General features: G+C 58.2%; 12 protein-coding genes. 2 read left to right on the forward strand and 10 right to left on the reverse strand.

Annotated elements, in window-relative coordinates; all coding sequences use genetic code 11:
- Positions 1-323 precede the first annotated feature (323 nt).
- The 7 genes from rsmG to ravA form a co-directional block, all read right to left on the reverse strand.
- On the reverse strand, positions 324-944 hold the full coding sequence (gene rsmG / locus ACLI4M_RS09705; protein ID WP_133622347.1) for a 16S rRNA (guanine(527)-N(7))-methyltransferase RsmG: 621 nt from the start codon (positions 942-944) through the stop codon (positions 324-326).
- Positions 945-989: 45 nt separating this feature from the next.
- Positions 990-2879, reverse strand: coding sequence for a tRNA uridine-5-carboxymethylaminomethyl(34) synthesis enzyme MnmG (gene mnmG, locus ACLI4M_RS09710; protein WP_099754528.1), 1890 nt, complete (start codon positions 2877-2879; stop codon positions 990-992).
- Between the two features lie 466 nt (positions 2880-3345).
- Positions 3346-3786: an FMN-binding protein MioC gene (gene mioC / locus ACLI4M_RS09715; protein ID WP_048914171.1), complete on the reverse strand. Its 441-nt coding sequence runs from the start codon at positions 3784-3786 to the stop codon at positions 3346-3348.
- 258 nt (positions 3787-4044) lie between these two features.
- Positions 4045-4506 (reverse strand): transcriptional regulator AsnC, encoded by a 462-nt coding sequence (asnC, locus tag ACLI4M_RS09720; RefSeq protein ID WP_048914172.1) that lies wholly within the window; start codon positions 4504-4506, stop codon positions 4045-4047.
- Between the two features lie 120 nt (positions 4507-4626).
- Positions 4627-6765 carry a 5-histidylcysteine sulfoxide synthase gene (gene ovoA, locus ACLI4M_RS09725; RefSeq protein ID WP_133622346.1) on the reverse strand — a complete coding sequence of 713 codons (2139 nt, stop codon included), beginning with the start codon at positions 6763-6765 and terminating at the stop codon, positions 4627-4629.
- A gap of 95 nt (positions 6766-6860) precedes the next feature.
- Positions 6861-8321: an ATPase RavA stimulator ViaA gene (gene viaA, locus ACLI4M_RS09730; RefSeq protein ID WP_133622345.1), complete on the reverse strand. Its 1461-nt coding sequence runs from the start codon at positions 8319-8321 to the stop codon at positions 6861-6863.
- Entirely contained in the window at positions 8318-9811 is a 1494-nt protein-coding gene (gene ravA / locus ACLI4M_RS09735) for an ATPase RavA (protein ID WP_099754530.1), read from the reverse strand. Before ravA ends, viaA begins: the two co-directional genes overlap by 4 nt.
- A gap of 270 nt (positions 9812-10081) precedes the next feature.
- On the opposite strand from ravA, the gene kup reads away from it, so the two are divergent.
- The gene (gene kup, locus ACLI4M_RS09740) at positions 10082-11950 is read left to right on the forward strand and encodes a low affinity potassium transporter Kup (protein WP_048914175.1); all 1869 of its coding nucleotides are present in this window, start codon (positions 10082-10084) and stop codon (positions 11948-11950) included.
- A gap of 61 nt (positions 11951-12011) precedes the next feature.
- Here the strand turns inward: kup and qseC are convergent, their stop codons facing one another.
- Entirely contained in the window at positions 12012-13364 is a 1353-nt protein-coding gene (qseC, locus tag ACLI4M_RS09745) for a quorum sensing histidine kinase QseC (RefSeq protein WP_133622344.1), read from the reverse strand.
- Positions 13361-14023: a quorum sensing response regulator transcription factor QseB gene (gene qseB, locus ACLI4M_RS09750; protein WP_133622343.1), complete on the reverse strand. Its 663-nt coding sequence runs from the start codon at positions 14021-14023 to the stop codon at positions 13361-13363. Before qseB ends, qseC begins: the two co-directional genes overlap by 4 nt.
- A 218-nt stretch (positions 14024-14241) precedes the next feature.
- On the opposite strand from qseB, the gene ACLI4M_RS09755 reads away from it, so the two are divergent.
- The gene (locus ACLI4M_RS09755) at positions 14242-14640 is read left to right on the forward strand and encodes a YgiW/YdeI family stress tolerance OB fold protein (RefSeq protein ID WP_048914186.1); all 399 of its coding nucleotides are present in this window, start codon (positions 14242-14244) and stop codon (positions 14638-14640) included.
- Here ACLI4M_RS09755 and ACLI4M_RS09760 read toward each other — a convergent pair whose 3' ends face one another.
- On the reverse strand, positions 14641-15519 hold the full coding sequence (locus tag ACLI4M_RS09760) for a LysR family transcriptional regulator (protein ID WP_133622342.1): 879 nt from the start codon (positions 15517-15519) through the stop codon (positions 14641-14643).
- Positions 15520-15611: the final 92 nt, after the last annotated feature.

Here is a 15611-nt window from a genome sequence, read left to right on the forward strand (position 1 = left end):
CCAAAGGTGATCAAAGTGATAATAAAATGTGAACTTAAGGTTAAATGTAACTGAGATTGTCAGATCATTTCCGTCGGCTGATTTAACCTGATGGTAACAGCTCCGTCCAGGCAAATTTTCGCAAAAAAAAGCCCTCCCCTCTCCCCGCTCACCACGATTCAGGCTTAAGGCCGGGACTGGAGATAAAAAAGTCATATAATTTCAGGGGTTAACTATTTCTTAAAAACCCCGAATGCGGATAAAAATAAGGGTTTTCCTGGCTAAAAAAAAGCCCGTTAATGCGGGTTAAACACACTAACGGGCCTGTTTTTTGGCTCAATCGGTTAGACAGATGGCGAAATAATCACCAAATGACGCTCGCCGGTCAGCGTTGGCACCGACAGCGGGCACACCTTCTCCACGCTAAAACCGGCCGGTAAAGCGGCGATTTCATCGTGCGGAAGGATGCCTTTCAGGGCATAGAATCGGCCATTCCCGCCAGGCAGATGGTGGCACCAGCTGACCATATCCGTCAGTGAAGCGAATGCCCGGCTGATCACCCCGTCAAACGGAGGCTCGGCAGGGAAGTCTTCAACGCGGCTCTGCACGGGGGTGACGTTCTCCAGCTTCAGTTCATGCTGTACCTGCTTCAGGAAGCGCACACGCTTGCCGAGGCTATCTAACAGGGTGAAATGCGCCTGCGGCCGCACAATCGCCAGCGGGATGCCCGGCAAGCCGGGCCCGGTGCCAACATCGATAAAGCGTTCACCCACCAGGTGGGGTTCCACCACGATGCTGTCGAGAATATGACGCACCAGCATCTGTTCCGGGTCACGCACCGAGGTCAGGTTATAGGCTTTGTTCCATTTGTGGAGCAGCTCCACATAGCCCACCAGCTGCTGTTTCTGCTGATCGGACAGGGAAATTTGGGCGCTTTTCAGCAGGGCGGAGAGTTTATTAATCACGAAGAGGTCCTGTAGGGTCGGGGCAAGCCCGACCCGTATTTCAGGTCAGGCGCTTTTGCGCAGCAGGCCCTGTTTTTTAAGGTAAATAAGGAGAATTGAGATCGCCGCCGGGGTGATCCCGGAGATACGTGAGGCCTGGCCAATCGATCCCGGTTTGTGATCGTTCAGCTTGGCAATGACCTCATTGGAGAGGCCACTCACCTGCTGGTAGTTCAGATCGACCGGCAGCACGGTGTTTTCATTGCGCAGCTGGCGATCGATCTCTTCCTGCTGGCGAGCAATGTAGCCTTCGTACTTCACCTGGATCTCAACCTGCTCGGCAGCCTGCGGGTCGCTAAGCGACGGGCCGAAGGTGCTGAGGGTCATCAGCTGAGGGTAAGTCATTTCCGGGCGGCGCAGCAGATCTTCACCGCTGGCTTCCTTGGTCAGGGCAGCGCTCAGCAGCGTGTTCACTTCGCTAACGTTTTCTGATTTCGGATGCACCCAGATATCACGCAGACGCTGACGTTCCAGCTCGATGCTTTCCAGCTTCTCGTTGAAGCGCGCCCAGCGGGCATCATCGACCAGCCCCAGTTCACGGCCGGCAGCGGTCAGACGCAGGTCGGCGTTATCTTCACGCAGCATCAGGCGATATTCCGCGCGCGAGGTGAACATGCGGTACGGCTCTTTGGTGCCGAGGGTGCAGAGATCGTCGACCAGCACGCCAAGGTAAGCCTGGTCACGACGCGGTGCCCAGCTCTCTTTGTCAGCAGACTGGCGACCTGCATTCAGACCCGCCAGCAGACCCTGGGCTGCCGCTTCTTCGTAGCCGGTGGTGCCGTTGATCTGTCCGGCAAAGAACAGACCCTGAATATATTTACTCTCCAGCGTCGGTTTCAGATCGCGTGGATCGAAGAAATCGTACTCGATGGCGTAGCCAGGACGAACGATTTTGGCATTTTCCATCCCGTGCATCGAGCGCACGATCTGCATCTGCACATCAAACGGCAGGCTGGTGGAGATGCCGTTCGGATAAATTTCATTGCTGGTCAGCCCTTCCGGTTCGAGGAAGATCTGGTGCGCATTGCGGTCGGCAAAACGCATCACCTTGTCTTCAATTGACGGGCAGTAGCGTGGACCAATGCCTTCAATCACCCCGGCATACATCGGGCTGCGATCGAGGTTATTGCGGATCACCTCATGGGTTTTCTCATTGGTGTAGGTGATGTAGCACGGCACCTGCTGAGGGTGCTGGCTGACATTGCCCATGAACGAGAATACCGGCATTGGCGTATCACCATGCTGCGGAGCCAGCACGCTGAAGTCGATGGTGCGTGCATCAATGCGCGGTGGGGTACCGGTTTTCAGGCGGCCAACGCGCAGCGGCAGTTCACGCAGGCGGCGTGACAGCGGAATGGATGGCGGATCGCCAGCACGGCCACCGCTGTAGTTATCCATGCCGATATGAATTTTGCCATCGAGGAAAGTCCCCACGGTCAGCACCACGGCTTTTGCGCGGAACTTGAGGCCCATCTGGGTCACAGCACCGACGACGCGATCGTTCTCGACGATCAGATCTTCAACCGCCTGCTGGAAGATCATCAGGTTTGGCTGGTTCTCCAGCGCGGTGCGTACCGCCTGACGATACAGCACGCGGTCAGCCTGAGCACGGGTGGCGCGTACCGCCGGACCTTTGCTGGCGTTTAGTATCCTAAACTGGATACCGGCCTGGTCTATTGCGTGAGCCATCAACCCACCCAGTGCATCCACTTCTTTAACCAGATGTCCTTTCCCGATACCGCCAATCGCCGGGTTGCAGGACATCTGTCCCAGCGTGTCGATGTTATGGGTTAATAACAGGGTTTGTTGACCCATACGGGCAGCGGCCATAGCGGCTTCTGTCCCTGCATGACCACCACCGATTACGATGACGTCAAAAGGATCTGGATAAAACATGGTACTGCACCTCGCGGCTTGTGCGATTGAAGAGAGTGTTGCTGAGGGCGTGGATTCTACTCAACTTTAGACGATGGCGAAAGCGCCGGGATCTTCGTGTATTAAAAAGAAGATCTTTTTTATTTAGAGATCTCTTTATTAGATCTTCTATTAGGATCGACGATCTCTGTGGATAAGCCATTTTTGCTGATAAGGATCAGGCAATTAGGCAGGATCATTAACTGTGAATGATCGGTGATCCCACGCCGTATAAGCTGGGATCTAAATGGCATGTTATGCACAGGCTCCGGCAGGTGCCCGAGTTGTTCTTGGGATAAACACCGGTTATCAGACGGAATTGAGCATGGTTATCCACAGATAAACGCGGTAAAACCAGGCGAAAAAGAGCAACATTTACAAAAGTCGGGATCGAAAACCCGTTTTTATACGGATCGAACCGACGATCGCGGCCCGATCCACAGCGGTTTTAGATCAGTTCTTTCCAGCTTTCTACCCAGACACCGGCAGGATCTTCCGGAATCTCATGTTCCAGCACGTCAATATCGAGACGATCGCCAATGCGCTGAGCGCCGAGCGAGGTCAGCAGCTCATCAAACTGCACGATCGCGCCACAGAACAGATCGTATTCGCGGTTGCCAATACCGACCGCGCCATAGCGCAGGTTGCTGAGATCGGGCTGCTCTTCCTTTATAGCGTCAAACAGCGGCTGGATATTATCCGGCAGCTCACCGGCACCGTGGGTCGATGAGACCACAATCCAGATGCCAGACGTTTTCAGCTCTTCAAGCTCAGGTCCGTGCAGCGTCTCGGTGGTGTGCCCGGCCTCATCCAGCTTTTCTGCCAGATGATCGGCAACATATTCTGCGCTGCCTAAGGTGCTGCCACTGATTAAAGTAATGTCGGCCATGATGGGATCCCTGAATGATAATGGCGGGCATTGTACGCTGTGATCAGGCTGGGATCTACCTGTGGAAAACCAGGGTTTTTATGAAAGGTACCTGGCTCGCTTGTCATTTACGATCCGGGCAGTGCTCGCGGTCCTCCCGTACTACAGTACGCTGCGGGCGTTGTGCGCTGGCCGAATCACAACTGACTGCGCCGCCGACGGTACGCATTGTTGCAAGATCCGCAAGCCGTACAGGTTGTGGATAATTTTGTGCACAGATCAGGGCGTAATAGTGCGCATGATCGGGTTCTGCAACGAGATCAGGGTTTCGGTCGACTGGATTTCATCAATGGTCTGGATCTTGTTGATCAACACCTGCTGCAGGGCGTCGATCGAGCGGCACATCACCTTAATAAAGATGCTGTAGTGGCCGGTGGTGTACCAGGCTTCCACCACTTCTTCAAGCTGCTCCAGTTTCGCTACGGCGGCAGGATAGTCCCTGGCGCTTTTCAGGATGATGCCGATAAAGCAGCAGACGTCATAGCCCAGCATCTTCGGGTCAATTTCTACCCGCGTGCCTTTAATAATCCCCGCCTGCTTCATCTTCTCAACGCGCACGTGAATGGTCCCCGGGCTGACGTTGAACTGTTTTGCCAGTTCGGCGTAGGCGACACGGGCGTTATCCATCAGGGCATTCAGGATGCCGCGATCGAGATTATCTGGCTGCATATTATCTGCCATGGGGGCTCCGGAATTATCGAATAATAAGTTGGACAGACGATAATGTGCGCGATCGTGAACAGAATGGCAATCGGAGTGATGATATGACAGCGGGCGCCGGAGTGGCGCCCGCGGGTGGGATTAGCGTTTACGCCACAGGGTGAGCTGCGCCACGGTGTGCTGATATTTGCGCGCCGTCTCGCGAATAACAAATGGCACATCCTGCGCCGGGGCGATCTCTTCAAAATCGGCCGCCAGCAGGCGTTGCAGCGCCTGATAGGTTGACAGCGCCTCGCCGTTTTCACGGATACCGCCCAGCCAGTTCTCCTTCGGCGTAAACTCTTCCAGCCAGGTATAAGGCGAGGAGAGCATCAGCACGCCGCCGGAGCGGATCATGCGGGTGATATCGTGCAGGAAGCGCTGCGGCTGGCGCAGGCGATCAATCAGGTTGGAGGCCAGCACCAGGTCAAACCCTTCCGGCTGCGGCTTGAGGTTACAGGCATCGCCCTGCACAAACTGGATGCGCTGCGCCTGCTCTGCGCCCAAACCAACGTCTTTCAGCCGCACCTGACGGTACTCAACCAGGTCACCCTCTTCTTGGGTGACATAGCGGAAGTCTTCGCCGCTGGTCAGCTGAAGTGCCACGTCGATAAAGCGCGCCGAGTAGTCCATACCGACGACCTGCTCAAAGTGGCGCGCCAGTTCAAAGCTGGCGCGCCCGGTGGCGCAGCCGATATCCAACGCGCGCTGGCGTTTATCGGTAAGGGTGCAGGCGATCTCCGCCAGCGCTTTACCGTAGTTCGCCACGCCGAAGTATTCCGGGCCGTACTGGAAGTCGAGATACTGTGACACCATGCTGTCGGTTTCATACGGATTCTGCACCATGGTTTCCTGATGCTCAGAGACGACGTAGCGGAAACCGGCGTGCTGGAAGAAGTGGCGGCGAAATGCGTAGCGCGCTGACTTTAGTGCTTCATTGCCGGTTGAGATCCAGCTGCCGCCTTTGATCAGTGAGTGCTTGCCGTCAAAGGTCGGCGTGGAGAAGTCGTCATACAGCGGATGCACGCGGAAGCCTTCGAAGCCGTTGATCGGCGTGGTGGTCCACTGCCAGACGTTGCCGATCAGATCGAAGAAATCGCCCTGTGCAAACTGGTCCACCGGGCAGGAAGAGGCCCAGTAAGCGAGGTTAATATTGCCCGGCGCTTCCTGCCAGTCTGGCTGATCGCCTGGCACCTGCTCGCGCAGCAGCATCCACTCGCTCTCTGCCGGTAGCTGTACCGACTGCCCGGTTCGATCGGCTTTCCAGCGGCAGAAGGCGGCGGCTTCCAGCTGATTGACCTCCGCCGGCCAGTCCCACGGCATAGCGATCTCTTCAGCCAGCAGGCGCAGCTTCAGCGCATCCGGCTGGTCAGCGCTGCCAACCCAGAAGGTCGGCATGGTGGCCGCGGCGAACTCGCGCCAGCCCCAGCCTTCATCATCCCACCAGCTTTGGGTCTGGTAGCCGCCATCGGCAATAAACGCGAAGAACTCGGCGTTGCTGACCAGCATTTTGCTGGCCTGGAATGGCTGCACGCTGCTGGTCAGCGAGCCGTACTCATTGTCCCAGCCGTAGGTATCATCGGTTTTGCCCTGGGTGAAGCGCCCGGCGGCGACGTCGACCAGACTGTTTTGCGGCACGGACAGGCGATCGTGGCGCGCGTCCGGGCAGGCGGGCCAGTGCGGCTGAGGTTTGACCCACGCCAGCGGCAGCTGACGCATCAGCACGCTGGAGGTTTCCAGGTGGATGCGTTCGTGCTCAATGCCCATCAGTATCACCCACGCCGGGCTCTCCCAGCCAATCGGCAGGGTTAGCGGCATCTCGCGGATAAACTTTTCGACGCGCGCGCGCACTTTGCCGCGATAGTCGCGCAGCTCGGCCACTGATGGCCAGCTGTAGTGGCTGTTATCCAGATCGTCCCAGCTCATTTCATCAACGCCGATCGCCAGCATCGCTTCGATCTTATCGTCGATACGGCTATCGATCAGACGGCCCGCCATCAGCTTATTAATATAGAAAGTGGCGGTGTGGCCATAATAGAAGATCAGCGGATGGCGCAGCGAAATGGCTTTGGTGTAGTAAGCGCGCTCGTCAGCGAGGCAGTCGAACAGGCTCTCATACAGCTCCCACGTCTGACGGAAGTAGCTGAGCAGCTGCTGACGTTTCTGTTCGGGGTCGTTGCCGCTTAAGGTCAGCGTGCGGGTCGGTGCAGGTAATCCTGTCTGGTGTTGTTGCGAAGTCACGTCATGCTCCCGTCTTGCCTGATATGCCAAATGGCTAAAGCGTAGATATCACTATAGCAAATAAGCATAGACGGAATGTTTCTTAGGGTAGGGCGTTAACGCTGCCAGCGGCGCAGCAGGCGGCTTTTCAGCCCGGTATCGAAGCGCCAGATATGGTCAAAGATGCGCATGATGCCGGGTTTTCCATGATCGGACATGGCAACCGCATGAAAACGTTGCAGCTGCTGCTGCTGGTGGTCGCGCACGCGCTTAACAATGGGGTCGGGCAGGCGCTGGGCGATAAAGTCAGAGAGGATCACCGCATCGGCATCGGCCCACAGCGGGCCGGACATCTTTTGCAGCACGGCATCGAGGCAGGCGGCCAGGTCGGTACCGCCGCGAAAACGCTGGCTGAGAAAGCGGATCGCCTGGCTGATGCCGTCGGCGGCGGTCAGCTCGTAGCCGATCACCTCATGGGCGAACAGCATAATGTAGCAGCGGCGGTTATCGGCCAGCGCCACCTTTAACAGGGCGAGGCAGAAAGCCTTGGCGCAGCGTTCGTTAAAGCCGCCCATCGAGCCGGAGGTGTCCACGCAGACGATAAACGGCCCGCGCGGCTGTTCGTCATGCTGCTGGTGGCTGACCGGGCGCAGCGATACCTTATCGTGCCAGCTTTCGCCCTGAAGGCGGTAGGTGAGCAGGCGTTTCTCCACCAGCCGGCGGTAAAACTCCATCTCCAGCTCGCTGATGCCAAGCGTGGCCAGCTCCGGCGGCAGCAGGCGCAGAATATCATCGCTCTGGTGCAGGCCGCTGACCTCTTCCGGCACGCTTTCCGGCTCGCGCACCAGCTGGTGAAAAGTTTCCAGCGGCGCATCGTACGACAGCACCGCTTTGGCCTCACGGCTGCGTCCCAGCTGCTCTGCCAGCTTCAGCAGCTCCGGCTGACTGGCGAGGAAATCCCCGTACTGCACCATGAGCTGATAGTCGCCGCGCTGCAATGAACTGCGCGTCAGGTCCCACAGCCGGCCGGCAGCAGCGTCATCGTCACCGGCCAGCACCGGAGCCAGCTGGCCGCTCATCGCCAGCCGTTGCTGCAGCTCCGCCAGCAGCTTGTCGCGTTCCCGCTCCAGCAGCTGCTGGTTCAGCGTCAGGGTTTGCAGCGTCAGGCTCAGCCGCCAGCGCTGCAGAAACAGCGTCTGCTGGGCATTGCTGAGCTGCAGCGCATCATTATTTGCTACCAGCGCCTGGGCTTTTTCGGCAAACGGTGAGTGCTGCTGCGCCAGCCAGCTCAGCAGTTCCGGCAGCTGTGCGCTGAAGTCGTGCTGGCTCATCAGCTGGCTCTGCTGGAAGCGGCTAAACTCCGCCGCCAGATCTTCCGGCACAGGGGTATTTTTCAGCTGCTGCACGATCTCTGCTTTCCAGTGCGGGAGATCGCGCGTCAGGGCGTTCTTCAGCCTGGGGAATTTTTCAAAAAAGGCGGCAAGCTGCGGGGAGGCGAGTAGCGTGATCACCAGCTCTTCAATGAGATCGTTTTCATTGACCGCCAGGAACAGGCTCAGGGTGTCAAGCGAGATCACTGGCGCGCCTGTTTCAGCTGATCGGCCACCTGTTGCAGGCTCTCCTCCACGCGCGCCAGCCAGTCATCGCTGATAAACAGGCAGCGGTGGTGCTGGCTGAACAGCGTGCGCTGGCCGCGCAGCTGGGTCTCCAGCTCGTCGAGCGCCAGCACGATCTCTTCCGGTAGCCCCTGCTGCGGTTTGCCCGGCAGCATCAGGCGCGTGGCCTGCAGGCTGACGTCGCGCAGCGTCAGGCAGTCATTGCCGTCAACGTGCAGGTCGAGCGTCTGGGCAAAGCCGATGCCGTTCAGCTTGCCGCGCACGTCGCCGCCTTTTTGCAGCCAGTGGTGCAGCGCTTCGCGCGCAAGGGTGATGTGGGTGACCTGCATTTCGTGCAGCGTCAGCGGCTTTTGCAGCATCAGCGTCAGAGCATCGTTAGCCAGCGACTCGGGCAGCTCGTAGTGCGGCTTGCGGCTGAACATGCCACCGTGCTTCTCCAGCCGGATCGCCTGCTCAACGCTCTGCTGCTGCTGTAACGCCAGGCGGCGGGCGTTGATCTGCTGAAGTTTGAACAGCATCGGCTGCTGCTGCCAGGCCTGCTGAGTGATCAGGTTATCCAGCTCGTGGTCCAGCAGCTTCATTGAGCCAACGTCATGCCACAGGCAGTCTTTCAGCAGGATCAGGTCAATCGGCGCAATGGCGTTACGCCCGCTGTAAAAGGCGCTGGCCTGCAGCAGATGAATGGCCTTTTTCCAGCGGCGGTCAGAAATATAGGGCGCTTCAGGCTGGTTTTCTAACTGCTGACGCAGCTGGAAAATCAGCTCGAAAACATCATCGGGCAGGCTGACTTTGCTGATACCCTGCTGCCACTCCAGATACTCCTCATCGGTGATGCACAGCGACTCCGCCACCGGGTTCTGGTTCTCGTCCTGCTGGTGGGTCAGCAGGCTGCGGAAGTTCTGCTTTTCATGCACGTTATCCAGCCACAGGCGAATCAGCATACGGTCATATAGCGCTTCCAGCCCGCTGTCCGCTTCCGGCAGTTCGTTGGAGGCGGTGACCAGAAGGCGCATCGGGATTTTTTCTTCGCTGTCGCCATTGCGGAAGCGGCGCTCGTTGATCGCCGTCAGCAGGGTATTGAGGATGGCCGGACCGGCTTTCCAGATCTCATCCAGAAATACGATCTCGGCATCGGGCAGATAGCCTTTGATCAGGCGCTGATAACGCCCCTCATCCTTCAGCGCCTGAATCGATAGCGGGCCGAAAACTTCCTCGGGGGTGGAGAAGCGCGTCATCAGATACTCAAAGGCGCGGGCATGCTGGAAGGCGAACTTCAATCGGCGGGCAATCAGGCTTTTAGCAATGCCGGGAGGGCCGAGTAAAAACACGCTTTCGCCGCACAGGGCAGCGAGCAGGCAAAGGCGAATCGCATGATGGCGTTCGTAAAGTCCTTTCTCTAAAGCATTGCTGAGGCGGGCGATGCGTTCCGCCAGTAATTGAGAGTGGGCCATAATCAAACAGTCATCCTTTTTCTACGGACAGGCCAGCTTGTTGCTGGCGAGCGCAAACACTACTGGCTATGATGCTTGAAAGAGTTGATAGCAGTCAGCTTTTTTATTATCAAACGGTGACATCAGGCGATGTCTTGCCTTTAAGAGTTGTCGTTAAACGGGTAATTAGGGGTAGGCATTCACTATGAATCATGCATACTGTGCGCGTTTTGATGGTTTGATGAGCTGTGCGCAATCCCGCGTAGGTCGGCTCCAACAAAAGATATCTCTATGAGTTCTGAAAAGAAGCAGTCCCTTGGTGCCGTTACGCTGGCAGCGATTGGTGTGGTGTATGGCGACATTGGTACCAGCCCACTCTATACCCTGCGCGAATGTCTCTCCGGTCAGTTTGGTTTTGGTGTTGAACGCGATGCCGTTTTCGGCTTTTTATCGCTCATTTTCTGGCTGCTGGTGCTGACCGTATCGCTGAAATATATCAGCTACGTGATGCGCGCGGATAACGCCGGTGAAGGCGGTATCCTGACGCTGATGTCGCTGGCCGGGAGAAACACCGGGGCAAGGTCCACCGCCGTGCTGGTGATTATGGGCCTGATTGGCGGCAGCTTCTTCTACGGTGAGGTGGTGATCACCCCTGCGGTTTCGGTCCTTTCGGCGATTGAAGGCCTGGAGATCGCCGCACCTTCCCTCGACCGCTACATCGTGCCGATGGCGATTGCCGTGTTGACGCTGCTGTTCGTGATTCAGAAACACGGCACCGGTATCGTCGGCAAGCTGTTCGCACCGGTAATGCTGCTGTGGTTTATCGTGCTGGCGGTGCTGGGCGCGCGCGGGATTATCGCCAACCCGGACGTGCTGCATGCCATGAACCCGTACTGGGCCGTGCACTTCTTTATTGAGTACAAAACCGTCTCCTTCTTTGCGCTGGGCGCCGTGGTGCTGGCGATTACCGGCGTGGAAGCCCTGTACGCGGATATGGGCCACTTTGGCAAATTCCCGATCCGCCTCGCATGGTTTAGCGTGGTGCTGCCGTCGCTGGTGCTGAACTATTTCGGCCAGGGCGCGCTGCTGCTGAAAAACCCGGAGGCGATTAAAAACCCGTTCTTCCTGCTGGCCCCTGACTGGGCGCTGATCCCGATGCTGATTCTGGCTACCCTGGCGACGGTGATTGCCTCTCAGGCGGTGATCTCGGGCGTCTTCTCTTTGACGCGCCAGGCCGTGCGCCTCGGCTATCTGCCACCAATGCGTATTGTGCACACCTCGGAGCAGGAATTTGGCCAGATCTATATTCCGGTGATCAACTGGCTGCTCTACTTTGCCGTGGTCATTGTCATCGTCGGCTTCGAGCACTCCAGCAACCTGGCGGCGGCTTACGGCATTGCGGTAACCGGCACCATGGTGCTGACCGCGATCCTGTGTAGCACCGTGGCCATTAAGAACTGGCACTGGAACCGCTATCTGGTGATCGCCATCCTGATTGGCATGCTGTGCATCGACGTGTCGCTGTTCTCTGCCAACCTGGTGAAAGTGTTTGCCGGTGGCTGGCTGCCGCTGACGCTGGCGCTGGTGATGTTTATCGTGATGACCACCTGGAAAAGCGAGCGCTTCCGCCTGCTGCGCCGTATGCACGAGCACGGTAATTCGCTGGAGGCGATGATCGCCTCGCTGGAGAAATCCCCGCCGGTACGCGTGCCGGGCACCGCGGTCTATATGTCGCGTGCGCTCAACGTCATTCCGTTTGCCATGCTGCATAACCTCAAGCACAACAAGGTGCTGCACGAACGCGTGGTGCTGCTGACGCTGCGTACTGAAGACGCGCCCTATGTGCACAACGTGAAGCGTGTGACCATTGAACAGCTGTCGCCAACCTTCTGGCGCGTGGTGGCAAGCTACGGCTGGCGCGAAACGCCGAACGTGGAGGAGATCTTCCACCGCTGCGGTCTGGAAGGGTTGAGCTGCCGGATGATGGAGACGTCGTTCTTTATGTCGCACGAGTCGCTGATCATTGGCAAACGTCCGTGGTATCTGCGCCTGCGCGGCAAGCTGTTCCTGATGCTGCAGAAGAATGCGCTGCGTGCGCCGGACCAGTTTGAAATCCCGCCGAATCGCGTGATCGAGCTGGGCACCCAGGTCGAGATTTGACAGGGTCGGGCATGCCCGACCCCTGCGGAATCACGTAAGGGCGAGGCATGCCTCGCCCGGGTTATCCACGTAAGTTGACCGTCACCGCAAACCCGCCCTGCTGACGATTGCTCATCGTGACCTTCATGCCGTGCAGCTGGGCAATTTGATGAACGATCGACAAGCCTAATCCGCTGCCGGACTGTTCCTGACCCGGCGGGCGATAGAAGCGTTCACCGATACGCGTCAGGACTTCAGGGCTGACGCCCGGCCCGTTATCCAGCACCTGCAGCTGTCCCGCAGTCAGCGTGATGCGCACGTCGCTGCCCGCCGGGCTGTAGCGAATGGCGTTATCCAGCAGGTTGCGCACCAGCAGCGCCAGCAGTAGCGGGTTGCCCAGCTGGATAACCGGTTCTGTTGGGGCATCAAGCGCCAGCTCCACGCCGGCAGCCTGGGCGCGGGAATAGTGCTCAACCACCGCCTGCTGGATGATGCTCTGCCAGTCGAGACGCTGTTTTTCCAGCTGCTGGCCGGCGTCCAGCCTTGAAAGGGTTAGCAGCTGATCCACCAGCCGGGTGGCGCGGTCGATACCCGCATCCAGGCTGGTAAGCGCATGGTGGCGCATGGCGCTGTCGTCGTGCGCCAGCTGGGCAACCTCGGTCTGCACCTTCAGCGCCGCCAGCGGGCTGCGCAGTTCGTGGGCGGCATCGGAGGTAAAGCGCCGTTCACGCTGCAGCATCTCCCCGATACGGCTGAACAGCTGGTTCAGCTCGCTCAGCAGCGGGCGCACCTCCTGCGGCAGTCGTTTTACCTCGACCGGGGCGGTATCATCCGCTTTACGCTGGCGCAGCTGGTGGGCGATATGCTTCAGCGGGCGCAGCTCCCACGTCACCAGCCACAGCATCAGCAGCAGCATCACCGGCAGCGCCACCAGCCACGGCGTCAGATTGGTCTGCACCAGGTCACGCGTCAGGTCGTCGCGGTAGTCCCACTCCTGGCCGACCACCACCACGTATTTGTCATCCAGAGTGTGCAGCCACACCATGCGCCAGCGGTCGTCATCGTCTTTCAACTGGCCGTCACGAAAACCATCTCGCTGATAGTCAAAGATAAAATCTTTACCCTTATCGCCATCATTCAGCACCATTTTGCCATCGCGGGTAAAGACGGCGAAGGCCAGCGCGTCATCGTCCTGATCGCCGCGATGGTGGCGCAGCAGTTTTTTGCTTTTGGGCAGGGCGGCTAAATCGGCGCTGAACTGGTCGGGGTTGAGGCGCAGCAGGCGCTTAGCGAACAGCATCTGCTGGGTATCAAACAGTTCATTGATGTTGTGGCGCGTCTGCCACCAGGAACCCAGCGCCGCTGCGCCCCAGCACAGCAGGCTGAGCAGCAGGAAGCCCAGCATCACGCGCACGCGCAGGCTGCGCTGTATCACGACTTCGCCCCCAGGGTGTAGCCGACGCCGTGTACGGTGCGAATAAACTCGCTGCCGAGCTTTTTACGCAGGTGGTGAATATGCACCTCAACGGCGTTGCTGGAGACGTCGTCGTCCCAGCCATACAGCTTCTCTTCCAGCTGCGCACGCGTCAGCACCCGCCCGGCGTTGAGCAGGAACAGCTCCAGCAGCGCCAGCTCGCGCGCTTTCAGCACCAGCGGCTCGCCGTTGAGGGTCACGGTGTGCGAACCCGGCTCCATCACCACACCCGCATGTTGCAGCGTTGGCTGCAGCTGGCCGTGACGGCGGCGGATCAGCGCCTGCAGGCGTGCGGCGACCTCCGTCAGGGCGAAGGGTTTGCACAGATAGTCATCCGCGCCCTGCTGTAGCCCGCTGACGCGCTGCTCCAGCGCATCGCGGGCGGTGAGGATCAGCACCGGCTCATCGCGCCCCTGCCGCCGCCACTGGCGCAGGATCTCCAGCCCGTCGATCTCCGGCAGGCTGAGGTCCAGCACCACCGCATCATAGGGCGCCGCCGCTAAGGCGCGCAGGCCTTCACTGCCTTTATTAAACCAGTCCACGCTGAAACCCAGCTTGCCCAGCCCGGCTTTGATGCCGTCGCCAATCAGGCGGTCATCTTCAATTAGTAAAATTCTCATCACGGTTCCCTTTGCGGTTTTAGCGATTTATACGGAAAGAGGATAGGGGTTGTACAGCTGAGATCGGCGAATTTCGCGACTTTTCGTCAATTTAAAACAATAAAGTCGTTTCGCTGATCTCCTTAAGATCTCGTTAAGAACTTTTTGCTGTAATACTTACCGAACAGAGATGACCGGGCAGTGTTGACTGCTCACTTTCATAAGGAAAAGCGAAAATGATGAAGAAGACAGCTGCATTACTGGCGATTAGCGCCCTGATGTCGACTCCGGTACTGGCTGCACAGACTGGCGGATTTGTTGACCCGAATGCACCCACCGCGCAGGTACAGAAAGGCGGTTTTAGCGGCCCGAACGGCACGGTTGCTACCGTCAAGCAGGCGCAGGATATGAAGGATGATGCCTGGGTCACGATGCGCGGCAATATTGAAAAGCGCATCGGTGATGAAGACTACCAGTTCCGTGACGCCACCGGCACCATGACGGTGGAGATCGACCACAAGCGCTGGGAAGGGCAAACCGTCGGTCCGAACGATAAGGTTGAGCTGCAGGGCAAACTGGATAAAGACTTCAACTCCATGGAGCTGGACGTGAAGCAGGTGCGTAAAATCGCTAACTGATCATCCGCTCAGGCTCTCCGCCAGATGATGGACGGCCGGAGAGCGATCCCAGCGCCGCCAGGCGAGCGCAATATCACTGCTCAGCGCAGCATCCTCAATCTGATGGAAGCTGACGCCGGGCAGCTGAATACTGCGCAGGGAGTCAGGAATGATGGTGATGCCAAACCCGGCGGCCACCATGTTAATCGCCGATGAAATCTGCGGCGACTGCTGCACGCTATCCGGCTGAAACCCGGCGCGCAGGCAGGCACTGATAATCACTTCATACAGGCTCGGTGCCACTTCACGCGGGAACAGCACCAGCGGCTCCGCGCGCAGCGCCGCCAGCGACAGGCGCGGCGTGTCCGCCAGCCGATGCCCCTGCGGCAGTACCAGCGCCATCTTCTCACTGGCAATCATCTTCAGATTAAAGGCTTTGCTGCTCTCACAGGGCAGGCGCACGAACGCCGCATCCAGCAGCCCTTCCTGTAACTCATGCATCAGCGTGGCCATATTTTCTTCGCGCGGCAGCAGCGTGATGGCTGGAAAACTGTCCTGAAAGCGGCGCAGCAGGCGGAATATCTGCGGATGAAAGGCGGTGGAGCTGGCAAAGCCAATCGACAGCTGGCCGCTGATGCCGCGCGCGATGCCTTTCGCTTTCTCCAGCGCGTTGGCCGACAGTTCAAGGATCTGACGGGCATCCTGATAAAACGCTTCCCCGGCATCGGTCAGCTCCACGCCACGCGTTAGCCGTTTCAATAAAGGCGTGCCGATCTCCTCTTCCAGCTTTTTGATCTGCTGGCTGAGCGGCGGCTGCGAGATGTTCAGCAGCTCTGCCGCTTTAGTGAAGTGCCGGGTTTCGGCAACGGCCACGAAATAGCGAAGATACCGGAGTTCCATATCGAAAACGTCTCAAAGAGGGGGGAGCTTTATATTGGAGCCGTCGACTGAATCGAGTCAACATTGATTCAATACTTCTTAACAGTTTAATC

The organism is Erwinia sp. LJJL01 (genome assembly GCF_047300805.2).
Taxonomy (GTDB): domain Bacteria; phylum Pseudomonadota; class Gammaproteobacteria; order Enterobacterales; family Enterobacteriaceae; genus Erwinia; species Erwinia aphidicola.

Bases quoted from the DNA above. Each gene is read 5' to 3' on its own strand.
- mnmG (WP_099754528.1), bottom strand. From the start codon at position 2,879: ATGTTTTATCCAGATCCTTTTGACGTCATCGTAATCGGTGGTGGTCAT.
- mioC (WP_048914171.1), bottom strand. From the start codon at position 3,786: ATGGCCGACATTACTTTAATCAGTGGCAGCACCTTAGGCAGCGCAGAA.
- asnC (WP_048914172.1), bottom strand. From the start codon at position 4,506: ATGGCAGATAATATGCAGCCAGATAATCTCGATCGCGGCATCCTGAAT.
- ravA (WP_099754530.1), bottom strand. From the start codon at position 9,811: ATGGCCCACTCTCAATTACTGGCGGAACGCATCGCCCGCCTCAGCAAT.
- kup (WP_048914175.1), top strand. From the start codon at position 10,082: ATGAGTTCTGAAAAGAAGCAGTCCCTTGGTGCCGTTACGCTGGCAGCG.
- qseB (WP_133622343.1), bottom strand. From the start codon at position 14,023: ATGAGAATTTTACTAATTGAAGATGACCGCCTGATTGGCGACGGCATC.
- ACLI4M_RS09755 (WP_048914186.1), top strand. From the start codon at position 14,242: ATGAAGAAGACAGCTGCATTACTGGCGATTAGCGCCCTGATGTCGACT.
- ACLI4M_RS09760 (WP_133622342.1), bottom strand. From the start codon at position 15,519: ATGGAACTCCGGTATCTTCGCTATTTCGTGGCCGTTGCCGAAACCCGG.